Source organism: Paenibacillus marinisediminis (assembly GCF_054343325.1).
This window is the reverse complement of the sequence record NZ_JBTGUH010000002.1, coordinates 557423-576654: the sequence shown is the minus strand read 5'-3', so window position 1 is coordinate 576654 and position 19232 is coordinate 557423. Positions and strand designations below refer to the sequence as shown.

The following is a 19232-nucleotide window of genomic DNA, read 5'->3' as shown; positions in this document are numbered from 1 at the left end:
TGCTGTCGCTGTCGCGTGAACCATTATGATAGAGCGGGGGAGTTATGATGGGACAGGAGTTCGAGCAAGTCTCGGCAGCAGTCCGAGTGGGGGAAACTCGCACAAGTAAGGTGTTTACTGCGACTAACGGCTTTACAGCGGGGATTGAGGGTCCTGCATGCGATTGGGCAGGCAATCTCTACGCAGTTAATTACGAGCGCGCTGGGACGATCGGCCGAGTTACGCCGGAGGGCGAGTGCTCGGTGTTCCTGCAGCTGCCTGAAGGCAGCATCGCGAACGGAATTCGCTTTAATGCGGCGGGCGATATGCTGATGGCGGATTATGTGGGGCATAACATCTGGAAGTACAACATGGAGCGGCAGGAGCTATCGTTGCATGCGCATGAGCCGGCAATGAATCAACCGAACGATATATGTATCACGGCATCGGACATCGTATTCGCAAGTGATCCGAATTGGGATAATGAGACAGGTCAGTTGTGGCGAATACTTCCTGATGGGACTGTAACGCTGATCGAAGCTGGTATGGGGACGACGAACGGCATTGAGGTTAGTCCATCTGAAGATACGCTTTATGTTAATGAAACGGTGCAGCGCCGAATCTGGAAATACGATTTGTCGGAGCAGGGCGAGTTGTCCAACAAGCGCTTGTTTGCGTCCTTTGAGGATTACGGATTGGACGGAATGAGATGCGATGCTGACGGCAAGCTGTATGTAACCCGCTTCGGAAAAGGTACAGTAGCCGTATTTAACTCAGATGGAGAGCTGGTTGAGGAGATTCGTCTACATGGGAGTGACTGCACGAATTTAACTTTTGGCGGACCTGACGGAAGAACGGTGTATGTGACCATTTCGGATAATGGCAACGTGGAGACTTTCCAAGCAGATTGCCGCGGTCGCTGCCGCAAGCTGCTCGATCGATAATTGAATACGATGTAAGTCTTAGAGGGCTGCTTAAGCATGGGATTTTTGACGCTGGCAGCTCTCTTTCTTATTGTTAGGGTGACTTCATGCTTAGAAAATGAAATGTGAACAGAGCTTCGATATCTAGTTTTTATGATTAGATCTGATATTAATGATAGTATTGGTTGATTATTAACTACATTAAATATATGTATACTGGCGAAGGAATACTGCCTTATTTGGCAGGGGGAATTTATTTAATGTGGTTAATTAATGAGTGTGCTGAACTGCTCGAACATCGCTGCGTGTGCGTAAACGGGATATCCCGTTTACGGGTCACCGACGCGCGAACCGCACGCTGTAACGATGCCCCGCTCAGCCATCGCCGCCCACGTGAAAGCGGGTTTGTCCCGTTAACGGGCTAGCATTTGTGTGCGCCGCACGCTGTAACGGGGAAAAACCAAGTTAACTCGCGCACGCTGACCCGCTCGTGTATCGGCGCTCCCGCGAAAGCGGGTTTTTCCCCGTTAACGGGCTAGCTTTGCTTGCGCCACACGCTGTAACTGGGAAAAACCAAGTTAACTCGCGCGCAATGCCCCGCTCAGCCATCGCCGCCCACGTGAAAGCGGGTTTTTCCCCGTTAACGGGCTAGCTTTGCATTCGCCGTACGCTGTAACGGTGAAAAAGGGGGTAAACTCGCCTCCGCACTATCCCCGAGAAATAATCACCCATTATTTCTCGGGAAACCGCAGGTTTCGCCACTTCACCGCAGGAACGTGGCGACCGATGTCACATCAGGTGCATTTTATAGCGGTTTTAAGGTAATGAGGTCGCGCTGACCGAGGTCGTCCACCATATCCAGCCATGCCTGCGGCTTGTTTGGAAGCACTCTATAGTACCACTGAAGAAAATCTACGACTAAGCTTGCTGGAACAGAATCCTGTTCACCCAACATAGGCATGAATCCGAAGTCGAGCCCAGATACAGCGGCACCGTCATTTTCCCAAGAAGGATGAACATAAGGAAAGTCTAGTCTCTCATAGCCAAGATGGGACAGCACTTCGCGGCGTACATAAGGGTTCATTGTCATGACCCCGCCGAAGTCAGCGTTCTGAACGTGATAAGGATCGTAGATCTCAGCGAACATCCCGATTAGACGCGTGCCGGCAGCTGCAGCGAGCCGCACCAGATCGCGTTCACGTTCCTTGAACAGGAAACGTCCAATGCCTAGTCCAGGACGCCCAATGATGGTGAAGTCGGTCATAGCTACCTCCAGATGCTCCACATAACGGTATTCCGTAGCGCCTACAACTTCATCCTCATACACAGCAACATATACATGGATGGAGGGGTCCTCAAGCGGCTCGCGCCATAGGTCATACGCAAGCACTTCTTCTTTCGGAAAGATGCTGCCCATAAGGTTGTGCATTTTACGGAATAATGGATCTTCAATTGATGTGATGCGTACATAAGACAACGTTGAGGACATGATAAGAGCTCCTTTATCATTAGTATAGTTCATTCCTTAATGCCATTAACTATGAAGGGGTTTCGCCACTCCATAAGCAGACCGCAATTGCAGGACTCCTCGTCATCCAAATAATTATGAATCACCTCAACGGGAGTTCTCCCACAGCGAAGCAGAAAAGTAATGACTGGGTCGCGTAATTCGCCCTTCAAGACAGCAGAAACATATTGCTCAGGAGTCATGCGATCATTAACCTTGTAATAGCCAGGCATCCGACCGCCGCCAAGAAGGCGAGTAAGGCGATGATGGACGACGACCTGATACATCGCTTGCATGAGAATGCGACCAATGCCGCAGGCACGGTACTGTGGTCTGACACTAATATCTACCACGTACAGCGTATCGCCATCTACTCGATGGGTACCGATATAGCCATTGTCGGTTACCTCCGCCCAAGGCAAGTGAACAGTATGTCCTTCGCTCTTCATAAGCAGTCCAGTCATCGACCCGATCAGTGTCCCATCGAACTCGACGCATAGCGCGCCATCGGGAAATAATCGCACATGATTCCGAATTTGCGCTTCATTCCACCACAGCTCCTCAGGAAAAGGGGGTGGAAAGCATTCGCGTTGAATGTCAATCAAAGCATCGATATCGTTCTCATTGTATGAACGGATGGTAATAAGAATCGGCTTATGTTCATGAAAAACATACATCTGCTGATACATCTGGTCACTCCTTTGATACCTAAGTGCTACGACCAATCGGAGTACAGATCAGTGCGGCGGTCGCGCCATGTCGTGACCGAGCCTTTCTCGCGCACACGGTACAGGAGCTCTAGATTCAGATCGGCCGTAATGATCATATCGTTATTAATCTCGCCTTCAGCGATAATGCCGCGCGGAGGGAATGGGATATCATTCGGTGAGATTACAGCAGCCTGGCCATAATTGGAACGCATAAAGTCCACCGTATCCAGGGAACCTACTGTTCCAGTTACGACGACGTAGACTTGATTCTCAATGGCGCGCGCGTGGCAGCAATACCGAACGCGATAGAAGCCTTGGCGTTCATCCGTGCATGATGGACAGAAGATGATATCGGCTCCTTTTGCACGTACCATGCGTACGATTTCCGGAAACTCGATATCGTAGCAGGTGAGCATCGCAATTGTACCTTTACTAGTGTGAAATACTTGTACCCCATCGCCGGCAGCCATGTTCCATTCCGTAACCTCTGTTGGAGTGATATGCAGCTTGGCTTGCTCTGCAATAGAACCGTCCGGGTAAAATAAATGCGCCACATTGTACAGCTTGCCCTCTCGCTCGATAACGTGCGTGCCTCCGATGAGGTGCATGCCGTATTGTTGAGCTAGTCGGCTGAACAGATTCGTATAGTCTTCCGTAAAGGAAGGCAAGTCTTGAATCGAAAGAGCAGCTCCATCGGTACTGCCAATCGACATCAATTGGGTCGTCATAAATTCGGGGAACAGGACGAAATCCGTCTCGTACTCGGATGCGGTACGAACATAATGTTCTACTTGATGGGCAAAGTCCTCGAACTTATGAATGGTATGCAGGTGATACTGCACAGCGGATACGCGAATACTCATCTTGAGGCACCTCCATATTAATCACATCATAACCTCTATTATTATGAAGGAGACTATATTATAAGGCAATAACTTCCAACAGCTATGTGCAGTGATCGGTTACCAATTGAACTATGTATAGACTCAACGAACTGGAATAATTGAAAAAGGAGCTTACCTCAGCAGTCGAGTAATCAACCACTTAGTAAGCTCCTGACATGTAGAATAACGTTACAACTCGTGATCAGGGAAAATGGAATGTATCGCTTCTTTCATCACCTTGGCGGAGTGATGCAGCTTGTCTAGCTCATCCCCATTGAGTACTAACTCGACTACATCCTTGATTCCGTTACGGTTAATAACCGCGGGTACACCGATATAGAGATCATTTAAGCCGTATTGCCCGCTAAGATAAGCGGAGACAGATAAGATGCTGTTTTCGTTACGTAGTACCGCAGTTGTCAAGCGTGCGAGACCCATCGCTATACCGTAGTGGGTAGCTCCTTTTCGTTCGATAATATGATAAGCGGCATCACGAACGTTGGTAAAGATCTCTTCAAAACGTTCTGGTGTAGGTACGGGATGTCTAGCAAGATAATCTGACAAGCGCAGCCCGCCGATTGTAACGTGGCTCCATACCGGCAGCTCAGTGTCACCATGTTCACCCATAATGTACGCATGCACACTTCTTGGATCGATTTCCAGCTCATCGCTAATCAAGAATCTAAGACGAGAGCTGTCCAGAATCGTACCGGAGCCGATAACGCGGCTAGGAGGCAACCCTGAATATTTCCATGTCGCATAGGTTAGGATGTCGACTGGATTCGTAGCTATGATAAAGATTCCGTCGAAGCCGCTGTTCATAATCGATTCAACGATCTTCTTAAAGATAGCGGTATTTTTACCGATCAGATCAAGCCGCGTTTCACCAGGAGCCTGATTGGCCCCAGCCGATATGACGACGATATCAGCATCCTTACAATCACTGTAATCTCCAGCCCAGATGCGCATATTACTGGCAAACGGAATACCATGGTTTAGGTCCATGGCATCGCCTTCTGCTTTTTTGTAATTAAGGTCGATTATGACGAGCTCCGAAGCGACTCCTTGATTCAACATCGCAAAAGCATAGCTCGCTCCGACGAGACCGGACCCAATAAGAGCTACGCGCGATACTTTGCCAACTGGTTTCATATACTAACTCTCCTTGCGTTGAGGTTTGCATCAAATGTTCAGCATTCTACATACTGTTCCCAGAAAGAGTTCAGAGCATCCGCAAACACCCTCTTGCATAGGGTGGGGGGGTATGCTATGATGTGCTAGAGGTGATGACAACAATGGATAAATCCAATGAGCACAAGAATAAGCAACAGTCTTCTGAATGTATGCATGAAGAGTGCTGCCATGAAGAAGGAGTGCGTAAGAGCCATCATTCCGATGAGATGAAGAAGAGTCTTGTTCACCGTCTTAATCGAATCGAAGGCCAGGTTCGTGGAGTGAAATCGATGATCGAACGAGACACCTATTGTGACGATGTGCTCCATCAGATCGCTTCGATTGAATCAGCTCTTCATTCTGTTGGACGATTACTGCTTGCTGGCCATATGCGAAGCTGTGTCGTTGACAGGCTTCAGCAAGGTGATGATGCTGTCGTGGATGAATTGCTTGTCACCATTAACAAGCTGCTTAAATAAATCGCAGTCCATACTCTATCAGATCGAAGGAGGATTCATCATGAATACAATTACTTGGACAGTAGAAGGCATGTCTTGCGGACATTGCAAGGCTTCAGTTGAGAAGGCGGTTGCCGCGCTGGAAGCGAAAGCTGAGGTTTTCTTGAGCGAGAAGAAAGTTACGATTACTTATGATGAAGCTAAGACAACGCAAGATGCATTGCGTGAAGCCATCGAAGATCAAGGATACGATGTAGTTCAATAAGCTGCTGTATCCAAAGTGAATGAGGAGCACAAGCTTTAATCATAAAGTAGTGCTCCTTCCTACTCGTATTTTATATGCCTCATCTCATCCTCGCGTTGGATGAATTTTTTTCACCAATAATATAGGGTATAGGGGTATATTTTAGAATAGAAGGGTGTGAAGTCAGTTGGAAGAACGGACATTTCTAGTAGGTGGTATGACGTGTGCGGCGTGCGCGACCCGAATTGAAAAAGGACTGAATAAGCTTCCAGGTGTAACAGAGGCTAACGTCAATCTAGCATTAGAGCAGGCGAAGGTCGCCTATAATCCTTTAGAGACTAATATGGAGGCCATCGCGGCTAAAGTTGAACAATTGGGCTACACAGTAGAGCAAAAAAAGTTTGAATTCGATATCGCAGGCATGACGTGCGCGGCATGCGCTGCTCGGATTGAGAAGGGCCTGACAAAGGTACCGGGGGTATCGCGAGCGACTGTCAACCTTGCAACAGAAGTAGCACAAGTGGAAGGCTATAGCGTTGACGAGTCTGTACTGATCGAAAAAGTACGGAAGCTAGGTTATGAAGCAACACCGCGCTCACAGAAGGAGCGGTCGGAAGATTCTCATACGGAGCGGGCGATCAAGCAATTAAAGTGGACATTTATCATTTCGGCTATTTTATCTGCGCCGTTGCTCTGGTCTATGGTCTCTCATTTTTCGTGGACATCATGGGTGTGGCTTCCTGACATTCTCATGAATCCGTGGGTGCAGATGGCCTTAGCAGCGCCTGTTCAGTTTATTATCGGTTGGAGATTCTATCGAGGCGCCTATAAAGCATTACGCAACGGCAGCGCCAATATGGATGTGCTTATTGCTCTCGGTACATCATCGGCTTATTTCTACAGTGTGTACCTGGCATGGCAGTGGCAGATCGGCGCGATTCATCACCCTGAAATGTATTTTGAAACAAGTGCCATTCTGATTACGTTAATCTTGCTTGGCAAATGGTTCGAAGCGGCGGCTAAAGGCCGGACATCGCAAGCTATTAAAGCATTGATGGGACTTCGGGCCAAAAGTGCGACGGTCATTCGTGACGGTGAAGAAATCGTCATACCCGTTGAGCAAGTTCTGGTCGGGGATCTCGTTCGAGTGAAGCCAGGTGAGAAGATTCCGGTGGACGGCATCATCGAATCCGGCACATCTACAGTCGACGAGTCCATGTTGACTGGTGAAAGTATTCCCGTAGATAAATCGGAAGGTGACTCTGTATATGGAGCGACAGTTAATACGCATGGATCACTCATGATGCGCGCGACGAAGGTGGGCTCTGAGACAGCATTAGCGCACATTATTCGAATAGTTGAAGAATCTCAAGGCTCGAAGGCGCCGATTCAGCGAGTAGCGGACCGAATATCTGGTATTTTCGTACCGATTGTTGTCGGGATAGCCGCACTTACGTTCCTCATTACCTATTTCTTCGTACATCCGTATGAATTTCAGATCGCGTTAGAGCGGATGATTGCTGTTCTCGTAATAGCCTGCCCTTGTGCGCTCGGATTGGCAACACCAACCTCGATTATGGCAGGCACTGGCCGCGCGGCTGAATATGGCATCCTATTCCGCGGTGGAGAACAGCTGGAGACGGCCTATCGCGTTCGGACCATCATGCTCGACAAGACGGGCACGATCACAGAAGGCGAACCTTCCTTGACCGCGTTCGTTAACCAATCGGAGCACGTGGAAGCTGACTTGAAACGCTGGGTTGCTGCGGCTGAACGCAGCTCAGAGCATCCGCTCGCGAAGGCAATCGTCGACGGTTTAACGGCTGAAGGTGTAGAGAAGGTGGAGGCGGAGCAGTTCGAAGCGATACCTGGGTATGGTATACGAGCACAGGTAGAAGGGCATGTGCTCGAGATTGGTACACGTCGCTTAATGAAGCGGCAGGAGATACACATATCAGATGAGCTTGAAGCGCAGCTTCAGCAGCTGGAGCTTGAGGGCAGCACAGCGATGCTGATTGCGGTTGATGGTCTGACAGCAGGCCTAGTGGCAGCGGCAGACCGCGTGAAGTCATCATCGCAAGCGGCAATCAAGCGACTGCATGAGCTCGGATTACGAGTAGTGATGATAACTGGCGATAACACGCGAACAGCACAAGCCATTGCGGCACAGGTAGGCGTTGATGAAGTCGCGGCGGAGGTGCTTCCCGAGCAGAAGGCCGAATATGTACGCAAGTATCAGGAGCAAGGGCACTCTGTTGCAATGGTCGGTGACGGTATCAATGATGCTCCTGCACTGGCGGCGGCGGATGTCGGCTTCGCAATCGGAACAGGAACGGATGTCGCGATGGAGACGGCGGGTATCACCTTAATGCGCGGTGATCTGAACGGCATAGCGGACGCGTTGGAAATGAGCCGCCGCACGATGCGCAACATTAAGCAGAACTTGTTCTGGGCGCTGGGCTATAACAGCTTGGGTATCCCAGTCGCAGCGATGGGCTTGCTGGCTCCATGGATTGCCGGCGCGGCTATGGCCTTCAGCTCAGTATCCGTTGTGCTAAACGCGCTCCGTTTGCAGCGTGTAAAGCTATAGCTTACCAAGTAGGCATATCTCCCATTTCATGCTATGATTTATATACAGCGTTCATCGCCAGATGACTTCTAGATAAGCAAACGGAAAGATAAAGGAGGATGTTCACATGCAGCTAAAAGTGACACCTGCAGCGGCAGAACGATTCAAGACAGAATGGGGATTTGAACAAGGGGATGATATCCGTATCTTTGTACGTTACAGCGGATTCAGCAAGAGCGGCCCTTATTCATTCGGTATTATGAAAGATTCCCCGCGTGAACCCGCAACCATGACACAGACTGGCGGATTGACGTTCTACATGGAGCAGAACGACTTATGGTTTCTGGATGAAAAGGAATTGACCATCGATGAGGAGCATGAGGAGATCGTGTTTCTACGTGGGACAGAAACAGAATAAGAAATTAACTATTTGATCAAGTTACGGCATATGATCGATCAATAAGGAGATACCTCTTTTACAGGGAAGTGATGGCGAGATGCCATTGCTTTCCCGATAGAGAGGAGTCTCCTTTATTTATTTTCGGTATTATTTATAAATTTTTACACCCATTTTAGGCCTGAAGACTCACAATAAAGGAATAATGTGATATAATAATGTAAACGGTTACATAACATCAGGTTGATAGCGTTATTATCTCCGTATTTTTCGAGAGGAGTTGACATTCATGGGACTCTTACAACGATTATTCAGGGGTTCGAAATCAACTGCAAAGGCTGAACCGTACGACATGCCTATTCAAGTAAGTCTTGAGCAAGTGAAACAGGCCGTACTAGAATGGGAACGAGATATGGGCGAGGAATTCTCACGAACATCTCTTATGAGAGAAGATCGCAGCTTGGATCTACATCGATTGCGCCGTTATCTAGGTGGCACATCAACCCAATGTTACTGTATGTCGCGTAATACGTTTCAAATATTCGAGGAATGTGACAAGGACATCCCGCGATTTCTGGACATGGTTCAAGAAGCTGTCGATGATTATTTGGAAGAGCACCCGGACTTGCCGATCATCGAAGGTTCAAGAAATCGTCAGGTTCATTATGATCGCTTGATTGACGGTCATTATTTGAAGGAGAAGCCATCTATTCCTCTGTATATTACAACTGAGGAATTTCTGCTGACACATAAGCCGGATTGGCACATGAACAGTTTAGGGTCTGGCTAGCGAGACAATATCCATATTATAAGACGACAAGGCCGCCATTTCCGTTTGTGGAATAGGCAGCCTTGTTTTTTATATCATCATTATCACATACTTAGTCATTTTATTGCAACGGCGGGTTCTTGTGGCATCTTCGACAAACGGGGTAGTAGCTGTCGTTGCCGCCAATCTGGATCTGCTCCCCTGTGTAAACGGGCTTCCCATCATCACCTATGCGAAGATTCATCGTAGCTTTGCGTTCGCAGAACCAACAGATCGCCTTCATCTCCTCGATCTTATCCGCATAGAGAAGCATATACTTGCTGCCTTCAAACAATTCATTACGAAAATCATTTTTGAGCCCGAAGCCCATCACAGGAATATCCAGTTCATCGACGATCTGAGTCAACTGCTCAATATGATGCTGGTTCAAAAATTGAACCTCATCTATAAGTACGCACGAGATGCTGCGAGTCTGATCCTTCACTATCGAGAAGATATCAGTGTCATCATATATAGGCAGAGCAGGCGCGCTAAGGCCTACACGGGAAGATACATAACCGATCTTGTCGCGATTATCCAGTGCGGAAGTAAAGATTAGCACATGTTTATGCTGCTCTTCATAATTGTGGGCAACTTTAAGAATTTCAATTGATTTGCCGCTGTTCATCGCTCCGTATCGGAAATATAATTGTGCCACGAGTGTCACTCCGTTCTTCTATCAGTTCTCAAGGCTCTATCATACCACAACTATTTGCATTCAGGTCAATTTGTCCTTTGGAAATGGTTGCTGTTCACCTGTATGGAGTACAGGCAGAATACAAACGATAGATAGAGAATGGAGTGTGGTATTAGATGGATTGGGAAAATAATCGCAGGATTCTGCCAGATCTCATTAAAGAATGCCGAATGTTAGCGCGAGCTGGTGCGCCGGCTTCCTATATCCCACGGCTTGCAAATGCTCCGATTGATGCAGTTGGCATCAGTATGATGGGGGTCGATGGGGTGACGGTTGAAGGCGGCGACACGAATATCGAATTTACGCTGCAGAGCGTGTCCAAAGTATTCTCCTTGCTGCTTGCCTTAATCGATAACGGCGAGGAGCGTGTATTCAGCAAGGTTGGAATGGAACCGACAGGTGATGATTATAACTCCATGCTAAAGTTGGAGCTTGTGGAACCGGGCATCCCCTTTAATCCTTATATTAATGCCGGGGCAATTGTTATTGCTTCCTTAATAAAAGGGCGAAATTCACAGGAGAAGAGCAGGAGAATGCTTGACTTTGTTCGACTTATAGCTGGCGATGATTCAATTGTATGGGATGAGGAAGTATACGTGTCGGAACGGGAGACTGCGAATCGCAATCGATCGTTGGCTTATTTTCTAGCGAGCAATGGTGTACTGGAGGAAGATGTAGAAGATACTTTGGATGTGTACTTCAGACAATGCTCTATCCTGGTTACGTGCACACAGCTTGCACGAATGGCGCTAGTACTAGCTAAACGAGGAAAGCATCCTATTACCGGTGAACAGTTAATTGCGCCAAGATATGTACAGATAGCGAAGTCCTTCATGGTAACCTGCGGGATGTACAACGCATCCGGAAAGTTTGCTATCAATGTTGGCATTCCTGCTAAGAGCGGTGTCTCAGGCGGGATTATGGCTGTTATTCCGCGTCAGTCAGGCATCTGTGTATTTGGTCCTTCACTAGACGATAAAGGGAATAGTATCGCAGGGGTTCATCTGCTGGAGACGTTGTCACGAGCTTACGACTGGTATATTTACTAAATGATCGATGCGATCCTTAAATAGAGTGTCACACAGACAAGGTGCAAATCATAGGCTGACATCATACCTATATGGCAAGATGGGGGACCATCAATATGAAAAAGTCAACCAGACCATTAAGCGTGATGCGGCCGCAGGTTCGCGGAACTCATCGCTCCTATGAAAGGCCTGATCTCTTCCCGCAGGTTGATCCTGCTAAATTAACATCATCTACAATAGAATCCTTAGAGATGATGAGGCAATTGAACCTGCTCTTGCAGCGAATCCGGGACTCGAAGCCATTCGCCAGCCAATTGATGGACGCGGCACAGCGCGGAAATCGAGCAGAGGTCGATCGGCTCATTAAGTCAGCTGGAGTAAGCAGGCAGTATACGATAAACTATAATCCACAAGGCTTCCATTTGGTCATGAGGCAAGGAGATACTGAAGCCCCATGCTGCAAAGTGGAGATCACGTTATACTGGGGCGAATAGCCTATTCAAACGGATTGCCGTGCCGAATGAGGCACGGCAATCCTTCATGTTACGATCTCAACATGAAGCTCAGAATCAAGTTATAATAGAAGCATTGTACATGCCATATATGTTCCGAGGTTCAGAGGGAGGCGGGCTGAAGTTTGATACATGTTGGATTAGCAGGATGGGGAGATCACGATGAGCTGTACCCTGCGAGAACGCGTGTCGTGGACAAGCTGGCGTTGTATGCTCAACATTTTCCGATCGTGGAGTGTGACAGTTCATTCTATGCAATCCCTAAGCCGGATACGGTATCCAGATGGGTAGCGGAGACGCCAGCACACTTTCAATTCATCGTAAAGGCATATCAAGGCATGACAGGGCACCAACGCGGAACTAGCTATTATAAGTCTGCGGCCGAGCAGTTTCAATCCTTGCAAGAAGCAATCGCTCCGATGATTGCAGCTGATAAACTAGGGGCTGTGTTGTTTCAATATCCGCCTTGGTTTGATTGTCAACGCAAGCATGTAGATGTACTGCGTCGGACGAAGGAATGGATGCAAGACATTCCTTGCGCGCTGGAGTTTCGCCATCAGAGCTGGTATCGGCCTCAGGTTATAGATAAGACGATAACGTTCATCCAAGAAGAGAAATGGATACATAGCGTATGCGATGAGCCGCAGGCCGGTGAGGGTTCGATTCCAATCGTACCTGTTGTAACGGACAGCAGTAAGACGGTTGTTCGTTTTCATGGCCGCAATGCGGGCGGATGGGTAAATCGCGGACAAGCCAACTGGCGAGATGTTCGCTATCTGTATCGATACAATGAGGATGAACTTCATGAATGGCGTGCGCGCTTAATGAAGCTAGCTCTAGACTGCAAACAGCTGTATGTGATCTTCAATAACAATTCAGGCGGAGATGCAGCAGGGAACGCGAAGCAATTGATGCATATGTTAGGACAGACGGTGCCGTCGTTCCCTCCACGTCAGATGGACCTGTTCGGCGATTAGGCTTTTCACGCTGTGATGCGTCAGTAGGAGACCATGACCAAAATGTCATGGTCTCCTGTTGTTTCGAACCGTGTCCTTTGCAAGTCCCCATAAGGTTGTAATCGTTAAGACGATGCTGGCTGCAATTCCGATAAACGTAACAGCTAGAGCTAATTGTTGAAACAAAGAATAATTCATAATCTGTTGCCAACTCAGCGGTTTTACAAGGTCGGTTATCACGAGATTCATCCCGTAAATCCCGCTGACAACGGAGAATATAGTCAATATACGAAGAGTGTAATTCGACCGTTTGACGGTTGAGTTGGATTGGTAATCATAGAGAGCCGACAAGGTGTGCTTCACATCCTGCAGCAGCTCATCATTGCCATGCAGGCGGCGAAGCAGGTGAAAGATATAGTGAAGCTGAGACTCCGCTACCATCTCACGGTAATAGAAGCGGGAAGAGAAGAGAGTAATGCCGTGAATGAGATCCTCCACACGTTCATGATTGCGGTCGAGTCTTAGTCGACCATAATGGCTTGACAGCTTAAGCAGGACAATCTTATGAAACAGATTAAGTAAGAATGCATAATAATAACGCCCATACATCTCGTTGATGATGGTCATTTGAACAGTTCTCGGCGAATTAGATATACAGCTGAGCGAATGTTCGTCCGCAATAAAGTAGGTGTTGGGCGCCCAGCGATCGAATATGCGCTTCTCAACATATTTTACCAAGTAATCAGGATTGCTGGTCGCTGTGTATGGTACATGCTGTGCGTTTAATCCATTCAAGCGGACAGCACGGAATAGATCCGTCTTCGTAATCGAATCCTCAGTATCTAGTCCATAGAAGGATAACGTGAACATCCGTTCATTTATGATAAATGGCAGTTTCGCGATTGATTGATCCCCATCTTGTTCCAACCAATTAAAAAATCCCGGTACCAGCTCTTCATTAAAAAAGGTAACCATCTTGGGATGAATGCGCTGCTCGCTCTCTACATACGAATACTCATCTGCGGATTCCATGTTTTCCAAGGCCCGAAAGCGTTTCGCGAATTCAATGCTCTCGCTGTATGAACATGTTGTATCAAGCTCGGTTCGAATCGTGATGATGCCAATCTCGTAAGGACAGAGCAGCACATCGGCAGAAAGAATACGAAAAGGGATGACGGAATTCGCAAAATACAGCTTGCACTGCATGTCCATAGGTCGCGAATAGCGCTGCATCACCAATGGATCATCGAGATTCTGCGGGAACAGGAACTGATTCGCAAATGGGAGAAACATGTGCTCCATTTCTTGATGAGATACTCGATTCTCAGTGCCATAGAAAAGATTCTCCAGCTTCATGTTCGATAAATGAAACGGGATAAAGTTCATATGGACCAGATCGCGCTTGATCTTCGTGTAAGCGGAGCGGCGAATTGAGAATGGAAATATGAATTGGTGAATAACGGCTTGTGTGTGCTTCTCGATAATGGGGATCGATGTCTGCATAAGGTACCTCCAACTGTTGAGCTGATACAGTCCATAGCTATAATTTAGACATAATATATTGATCTGATAACGAACACAAGAATGACCTGTTAGAAATTGGTTTAAATAAAAATGTTTCAGTCATGAAATAATCGGGTAATAGATATGGTGCTCACAATTGAAGGAGGTTGACCTAACATGAGTGGAGAAGTACAAACATTACATCTAGCAGCTGAGATGAGGACGTTGTCTACGCGTTCCGATCTTCAAACGCTAAGAGACAATGGGCGAATTCCGGCAGTTGTGTATGGCGCCCAGTTCGATAGTATTCCGGTCCATGTTGACGCGAAAGAAGCGTCCATGATCGCAAGCCGAGGTATTTCAGAGATATTTAACTTGTCCGTAGCTGGTAAAGCACCTGCTCAAGCTATTATCAAAGAAGTACAGCGTCGCAATGGCAAGATTATGCACATCGATCTGCAGCTAGTTCGAGCTAACCAACGAATTCGTGTCCCTGTTCCGATTGAGTACGTGGGAACTGCTAAAGGTGTGAAGTCAGGCGGTATGCTTCATGTTCAAGAAGTCAATTTGAATATTGAAGCTTTGCCAGACGATATTCCAGCATCGATTGTCGTTGATCTGACACCGCTGGAAGTCGGAGAGAAGATTCTAGCGGGCTCGCTAGTGATGCCGGAAGATGTACATCTCATCAACCACGTTGATGATTTGCTCGTATCTGTCATCGCACCGCGTGTTATAGAAAGTAATGAGACAGTGGAAGTTGAAGAGTAGAAGCCTTTTGGAGTAGCACAGCTTCATAATAAGCACAAATAAAGCGCTGTTCACCAGTAATGGGAACAGCGCTTTATCGTGTTCATTATAAGTTATGAGCCGCAGGCACAGTTCAGTACAGGCTTGCGCGCTGCTTGTGTCTCATCAAGGCGGCGTACATGTGTATGATAAGGAGCGTTCAGCAGCAATTCTGGATCTTCCTCTGCCTCCTTGGCAATGCGGATCATCGTATCGATGAAGGAATCAAGTGTCTCCTTGCTCTCGGTCTCCGTCGGCTCGATCATCATGCATTCTTCCACGTTAAGCGGGAAGTAGATGGTAGGCGGGTGGAAGCCGAAGTCAAGCAATCGCTTCGCGACATCCAGCGTGCGCACGCCATACTCTTTCAGCGCTTTGCCTGACATCACGAATTCGTGTTTGCACACGCGGTTGAAAGGGACTTCATAATAAGGCGCCAATCGGTGCATCATGTAATTGGCGTTCAGTACGGCACATTCGGATACAGTTCGGAGACCTTCCGGACCGTATGTGCGCATATAGGTGTATGCGCGTACGAGTATGCCGAAGTTGCCGTAGAAAGCTTTGACTCGACCGATCGATTGCGGACGATCGGTATCCAGGTAGAAGGAGCCGTCCTCGCGTTTAGCCACGATCGGTTTCGGCAGGAACGGAGTGAGCAGGCTCTTCACACCGACTGGACCAGCGCCTGGACCGCCGCCGCCATGCGGCGTACTCATCGTCTTGTGCAGGTTGAGATGCACGACGTCGAAGCCCATGTCGCCTGGTCGGGTAATGCCCATGATCGCATTGGAATTGGCGCCGTCGTAGTATAACAGACCGCCGGCTTCGTGAATGATCCGGGCGATCTCTACGATCTGCTCTTCGAACAAGCCGAGCGTACTCGGGTTCGTGAGCATAAGTGCGGCTGTATCCGGTCCGACAGCCGTCCGAAGTGCATCTAGATCAACGTTGCCATCCGCGTTCGATTGGATGGTGATCGTCTCGAGGCCAGCTACAGTAGCGCTGGCAGGGTTGGTGCCGTGCGAAGTATCCGGCACGATAACCTTAGTGCGCGTTTCGCCGCGGCTCTCATGGTATGCGCGAATCATCATTAAGCCAGTCCATTCGCCATGTGCGCCCGCTGCTGGCTGCAAGGTGACTTGGTCCATACCTGTCAGCACAGCCAAGTCTTGCTGCAGCGTGTACATCATCTCGAGCGCACCTTGGATAGAGGATTCCGGCTGATACGGATGAATCTTGGCAAAGCCTGTGAATCGAGCAGTATCTTCGTTGATCTTAGGGTTATATTTCATCGTACAGGAACCGAGCGGATAGAAGCCGTTGTCGATACCGAAGTTGCGGCGCGAAAGCTCGGTGTAATGACGGATAACATCTACTTCATAGAGTTCAGGCAGCTCAGCAGGCTCGCTGCGCAATAAAACTGCTGGAATAAGTTCACCAAGATCCTGTTCAGGCACGTCGCAGGAGGGGAGTGAGTATGCGACTCGTCCTGGACGGCTCATTTCAAAGACTAGCTTCTTGTCTTGATGCGGTACATGATCATTCATGATGCGAGCACCTCCTTAAGCTGTGCAGCGAAGCGTTCGATATCTTCTCGAGTGCGGCGCTCCGTAACGGCGATTAGCATATGTCCTGCAAGCTCCTCATAATCACGTCCAAGATCGTAGCCTCCGATGAAGCCGGCCGCGAGCAGCTTCTCGTTCAGTTCTGCGATCGAAGTGCCGTTCGGAAGCTTCACCACGAATTCATTGAAGAACGGAGCCTGGAACGGCACTTCAAAACCTGCCTGTTCTTGCAGGTGGCGCGATGCGAAGTGCGCCTTCTGAATATTCAGATGCGCGACATCGCGGATGCCTTGTTTACCCATAATCGAGAGGTAAACGGATGCGCACAACGCGAGCAGCGCTTGGTTGGAGCAGATGTTCGACGTGGCTTTCTCACGGCGAATATGCTGCTCGCGGGCTTGCAGCGTGAGCACGAAGCCGCGCTTGCCGTCGCGATCGACGGTTTGACCGACGATGCGGCCCGGCATACGGCGCATGAGCGGTTCAGAGACGGCGAAGAAGCCGCAAGTAGGCCCGCCGAAGGAAGCGGGGATGCCGAATGGCTGTGCATCGCCGACACAAACATCTGCGCCGAGCTTGCTTGGCGTTTCCAAGAGGCCAAGAGATAACGGATTCGTGCTCATGACGAGCAGACCCTTCTGATCATGCACAATATCTGCCGCTGCGCGCACATCTTCGATGCAGCCGAAGAAGTTAGGCGACTGCACGATTACGGCAGCTGTGTCGCCGTCAACGGCGGATTGCAGCTTCTCCATATCGGTGACGCCGTTTGCATAATCGACCTCGACGATGTCGAGCCCAAGGCCGTGCGCCGATGTGTGCAGAATCTGGCGAGCTTCCGGATGCACGGTGCGCGACACCACGATTCGCTTGCGCTTTGTATGCGCGCTTGCGAGCCCAGCCGCTTCGCCAAGTGCAGTTGCGCCGTCGTACATGCTGGCGTTCGCGACCTTCATTCCCGTCAGTTCACATATATACGACTGGAATTCGAAGATAGCTTGAAGCTCTCCTTGGCTGATTTCAGGCTGATATGGCGTATAAGCGGTATAGAATTCAGAACGTGAGATGACGTGATTAATAACAACTGGAACCTGATGGTCGTATATGCCTGCGCCAAGGAAGCTGCTGTATTTGTCAAAGTCAGCATTGCGATCAGACAGTTCACGCATATGCTTGAGCAGCGCAGCTTCATCAAGCGCTGGGGACATCGGCATCGTACCGGAATAGCGGACTTCCGCAGGAATGTCTTGGAACAGCTCTTCCACAGAAGAAATGCCGATAACCTGCATCATTTCCGCTTGGTCCTGTTCGGTCATCGGGATGTAGCGGTGTTTCTGCTTCATGTTGAACTCTCTCCTTTATTGATAACAGTTGCGAGCTTATCGCTTATAGAACGGTGTCTTGATTACTTCAGCCTTAAGTCTCTTGCCGCGTACATCAACGATCACTTCGGTGCCAATCGCAGTAAAATCCGCATTCAGCAGAGCCAGACCGAGATTACGCTTCAAAGTAGGCGATTGCGTACCTGTTGTGACCTCCCCAATCTGCACGCCTTCAGCATTATATACAGCATAATGTGCGCGTGGAATCCCTTTGTCGATCATCTCAATCCCGACGGATTTGCGTGGAACTCCATTCAGCTTCTGTTCCTTCAACGCGTCTTGACCGATGAACGGAGTGCTCTTATCGAGCTTCACGAACCAACCAAGACCAGCTTCGAGCGGGCTTGTGGAATCGGATAATTCCTGTCCATACAGCGGCAGACGCGCTTCGAAGCGCAGGGTGTCGCGTGCGCCGAGCCCAGCAGGCTGCAGTCCGTGCGCCTGTCCTGACTCCAGGAGCTTGCGCCACAAGAGCGAGGCGTCAGAGCTCTTTACATACAGCTCGAAGCCGTCTTCACCAGTGTAGCCCGTGCGTGATAGAAGCAAGGAGATACCAGCCACTGTCGCGCCATCTATAAAGTGAAACGGTTTCAGTTCATCCAGCTGAACATCTGTCAGCTCGGACAAGATGGCCACCGCCTTCGGGCCTTGCAGCGCAATTAGCGCAGTTTCGTCGGATTGATCTGTCAATCGGACTCCTTGCTCAGGCAGGTGCTGATTGAGCCATGCATAATCTTTATCAATGTTCGAAGCATTCACAACGAGCATGTATCGATCTGCCGTGATGCGATAGACGAGCAGATCATCTACAATACCGCCATGCGGGTAGCAGAGGAGGGTGTATTGAGCCTGTCCGTCTGCTAGGCGGCTGACATCATTGGTCGTCAGCTGTTGCAAAAAGGTCTCCGCACTCTCGCCCTCAACAAGGAATTCGCCCATATGCGATACATCAAACAGGCCGGCTTGCGTGCGAACGGCTTCATGCTCTTTCTGGATGCCCGAGAATTGTACGGGCAATTCCCAACCGCCGAAGTCAATGCATCTAACTCCGGGAATAGCAGCATATTCGTCGTACAATGGAGTGCGCTTCAAAGCTGTCATTCTATCACCTCATCATCGTAATATGAATTGCGGAGCGGGTCTTC

The 19232-nt window shown here is 48.9% G+C and carries 19 protein-coding genes; 10 read left to right on the top strand and 9 right to left on the bottom strand.

Annotated elements, in window-relative coordinates; all coding sequences use genetic code 11:
• Positions 1–47: 47 nt before the first annotated feature.
• Positions 48–923, top strand: a complete 876-nt coding sequence (locus ACXX53_RS08375; RefSeq protein WP_458568169.1) for an SMP-30/gluconolactonase/LRE family protein — start codon at positions 48–50, stop codon at positions 921–923.
• 784 nt (positions 924–1707) lie between these two features.
• Here ACXX53_RS08375 and ACXX53_RS08370 read toward each other — a convergent pair.
• The 4 genes from ACXX53_RS08370 to ACXX53_RS08355 form a co-directional block, all read right to left on the bottom strand.
• On the bottom strand, positions 1708–2379 hold the full coding sequence (locus tag ACXX53_RS08370) for a GNAT family N-acetyltransferase (protein ID WP_458568377.1): 672 nt from the start codon (positions 2377–2379) through the stop codon (positions 1708–1710).
• 41 nt (positions 2380–2420) lie between these two features.
• Complete coding sequence (locus ACXX53_RS08365; RefSeq protein ID WP_458568168.1) at positions 2421–3098, bottom strand: GNAT family N-acetyltransferase; 678 nt, start codon at positions 3096–3098, stop codon at positions 2421–2423.
• Between the two features lie 26 nt (positions 3099–3124).
• On the bottom strand, positions 3125–3982 hold the full coding sequence (locus tag ACXX53_RS08360; protein WP_458568167.1) for a carbon-nitrogen hydrolase family protein: 858 nt from the start codon (positions 3980–3982) through the stop codon (positions 3125–3127).
• A 210-nt stretch (positions 3983–4192) separates the two neighbouring features.
• On the bottom strand, positions 4193–5155 hold the full coding sequence (locus ACXX53_RS08355) for an L-lactate dehydrogenase (protein WP_458568166.1): 963 nt from the start codon (positions 5153–5155) through the stop codon (positions 4193–4195).
• A 191-nt stretch (positions 5156–5346) separates the two neighbouring features.
• On the opposite strand from ACXX53_RS08355, the gene ACXX53_RS08350 reads away from it, so the two are divergent.
• The 5 genes from ACXX53_RS08350 to ACXX53_RS08330 all read left to right on the top strand — a co-directional run bounded on the left by ACXX53_RS08350 (position 5347) and on the right by ACXX53_RS08330 (position 9634).
• Positions 5347–5655 carry a metal-sensitive transcriptional regulator gene (locus ACXX53_RS08350; protein ID WP_458568376.1) on the top strand — a complete coding sequence of 103 codons (309 nt, stop codon included), beginning with the start codon at positions 5347–5349 and terminating at the stop codon, positions 5653–5655.
• 40 nt (positions 5656–5695) lie between these two features.
• Entirely contained in the window at positions 5696–5899 is a 204-nt protein-coding gene (locus tag ACXX53_RS08345; protein ID WP_458568165.1) for a cation transporter, read from the top strand.
• 166 nt (positions 5900–6065) lie between these two features.
• Complete coding sequence (locus ACXX53_RS08340) at positions 6066–8468, top strand: heavy metal translocating P-type ATPase (protein ID WP_458568164.1); 2403 nt, start codon at positions 6066–6068, stop codon at positions 8466–8468.
• A 106-nt stretch (positions 8469–8574) separates the two neighbouring features.
• Positions 8575–8865: a HesB/YadR/YfhF family protein gene (locus ACXX53_RS08335; protein ID WP_458568163.1), complete on the top strand. Its 291-nt coding sequence runs from the start codon at positions 8575–8577 to the stop codon at positions 8863–8865.
• A gap of 268 nt (positions 8866–9133) precedes the next feature.
• Positions 9134–9634 (top strand): DUF3939 domain-containing protein, encoded by a 501-nt coding sequence (locus ACXX53_RS08330; RefSeq protein WP_458568162.1) that lies wholly within the window; start codon positions 9134–9136, stop codon positions 9632–9634.
• A gap of 100 nt (positions 9635–9734) precedes the next feature.
• Here ACXX53_RS08330 and ACXX53_RS08325 read toward each other — a convergent pair whose 3' ends face one another.
• Positions 9735–10310: a thymidine kinase gene (locus tag ACXX53_RS08325; protein ID WP_458568161.1), complete on the bottom strand. Its 576-nt coding sequence runs from the start codon at positions 10308–10310 to the stop codon at positions 9735–9737.
• Positions 10311–10465: 155 nt separating this feature from the next.
• Here ACXX53_RS08325 and glsA point away from each other — a divergent pair, with 155 nt between their 5' ends.
• The 3 genes from glsA to ACXX53_RS08310 all read left to right on the top strand — a co-directional run bounded on the left by glsA (position 10466) and on the right by ACXX53_RS08310 (position 12866).
• Positions 10466–11398, top strand: a complete 933-nt coding sequence (gene glsA / locus ACXX53_RS08320) for a glutaminase A (protein WP_458568160.1) — start codon at positions 10466–10468, stop codon at positions 11396–11398.
• 95 nt (positions 11399–11493) lie between these two features.
• Positions 11494–11871, top strand: coding sequence for a hypothetical protein (locus ACXX53_RS08315; RefSeq protein ID WP_458568159.1), 378 nt, complete (start codon positions 11494–11496; stop codon positions 11869–11871).
• Between the two features lie 143 nt (positions 11872–12014).
• On the top strand, positions 12015–12866 hold the full coding sequence (locus ACXX53_RS08310; RefSeq protein ID WP_458568158.1) for a DUF72 domain-containing protein: 852 nt from the start codon (positions 12015–12017) through the stop codon (positions 12864–12866).
• A 45-nt stretch (positions 12867–12911) separates the two neighbouring features.
• Here the strand turns inward: ACXX53_RS08310 and ACXX53_RS08305 are convergent, their stop codons facing one another.
• Entirely contained in the window at positions 12912–14348 is a 1437-nt protein-coding gene (locus ACXX53_RS08305; RefSeq protein ID WP_458568157.1) for a hypothetical protein, read from the bottom strand.
• Positions 14349–14525: 177 nt separating this feature from the next.
• Between ACXX53_RS08305 and ACXX53_RS08300 the strand changes: the two genes are divergently transcribed.
• The gene (locus ACXX53_RS08300; RefSeq protein WP_458568156.1) at positions 14526–15119 is read left to right on the top strand and encodes a 50S ribosomal protein L25; all 594 of its coding nucleotides are present in this window, start codon (positions 14526–14528) and stop codon (positions 15117–15119) included.
• Between the two features lie 92 nt (positions 15120–15211).
• Here ACXX53_RS08300 and gcvPB read toward each other — a convergent pair whose 3' ends face one another.
• The 3 genes from gcvPB to gcvT are packed head-to-tail and all read right to left on the bottom strand — an operon-like array spanning position 15212 to position 19188.
• Positions 15212–16687 (bottom strand): aminomethyl-transferring glycine dehydrogenase subunit GcvPB, encoded by a 1476-nt coding sequence (gene gcvPB / locus ACXX53_RS08295; RefSeq protein WP_458568155.1) that lies wholly within the window; start codon positions 16685–16687, stop codon positions 15212–15214.
• Positions 16684–18048, bottom strand: coding sequence for an aminomethyl-transferring glycine dehydrogenase subunit GcvPA (gene gcvPA, locus ACXX53_RS08290; protein ID WP_458568154.1), 1365 nt, complete (start codon positions 18046–18048; stop codon positions 16684–16686). The genes gcvPB and gcvPA overlap by 4 nt, the downstream gene beginning before the upstream one ends.
• 36 nt (positions 18049–18084) lie before the next feature.
• Positions 18085–19188, bottom strand: a complete 1104-nt coding sequence (gene gcvT / locus ACXX53_RS08285) for a glycine cleavage system aminomethyltransferase GcvT (RefSeq protein ID WP_458568153.1) — start codon at positions 19186–19188, stop codon at positions 18085–18087.
• Positions 19189–19232: the final 44 nt, after the last annotated feature.

Bases quoted from the DNA above. Each gene is read 5' to 3' on its own strand.
- ACXX53_RS08375 (WP_458568169.1), top strand. From the start codon at position 48: ATGGGACAGGAGTTCGAGCAAGTCTCGGCAGCAGTCCGAGTGGGGGAA.
- ACXX53_RS08365 (WP_458568168.1), bottom strand. From the start codon at position 3,098: ATGTATCAGCAGATGTATGTTTTTCATGAACATAAGCCGATTCTTATT.
- ACXX53_RS08360 (WP_458568167.1), bottom strand. From the start codon at position 3,982: ATGAGTATTCGCGTATCCGCTGTGCAGTATCACCTGCATACCATTCAT.
- ACXX53_RS08355 (WP_458568166.1), bottom strand. From the start codon at position 5,155: ATGAAACCAGTTGGCAAAGTATCGCGCGTAGCTCTTATTGGGTCCGGT.
- ACXX53_RS08350 (WP_458568376.1), top strand. From the start codon at position 5,347: ATGCATGAAGAGTGCTGCCATGAAGAAGGAGTGCGTAAGAGCCATCAT.
- ACXX53_RS08345 (WP_458568165.1), top strand. From the start codon at position 5,696: ATGAATACAATTACTTGGACAGTAGAAGGCATGTCTTGCGGACATTGC.
- ACXX53_RS08335 (WP_458568163.1), top strand. From the start codon at position 8,575: ATGCAGCTAAAAGTGACACCTGCAGCGGCAGAACGATTCAAGACAGAA.
- ACXX53_RS08330 (WP_458568162.1), top strand. From the start codon at position 9,134: ATGGGACTCTTACAACGATTATTCAGGGGTTCGAAATCAACTGCAAAG.
- glsA (WP_458568160.1), top strand. From the start codon at position 10,466: ATGGATTGGGAAAATAATCGCAGGATTCTGCCAGATCTCATTAAAGAA.
- ACXX53_RS08315 (WP_458568159.1), top strand. From the start codon at position 11,494: ATGAAAAAGTCAACCAGACCATTAAGCGTGATGCGGCCGCAGGTTCGC.
- ACXX53_RS08305 (WP_458568157.1), bottom strand. From the start codon at position 14,348: ATGCAGACATCGATCCCCATTATCGAGAAGCACACACAAGCCGTTATT.
- ACXX53_RS08300 (WP_458568156.1), top strand. From the start codon at position 14,526: ATGAGTGGAGAAGTACAAACATTACATCTAGCAGCTGAGATGAGGACG.
- gcvPB (WP_458568155.1), bottom strand. From the start codon at position 16,687: ATGAATGATCATGTACCGCATCAAGACAAGAAGCTAGTCTTTGAAATG.
- gcvPA (WP_458568154.1), bottom strand. From the start codon at position 18,048: ATGAAGCAGAAACACCGCTACATCCCGATGACCGAACAGGACCAAGCG.
- gcvT (WP_458568153.1), bottom strand. From the start codon at position 19,188: ATGACAGCTTTGAAGCGCACTCCATTGTACGACGAATATGCTGCTATT.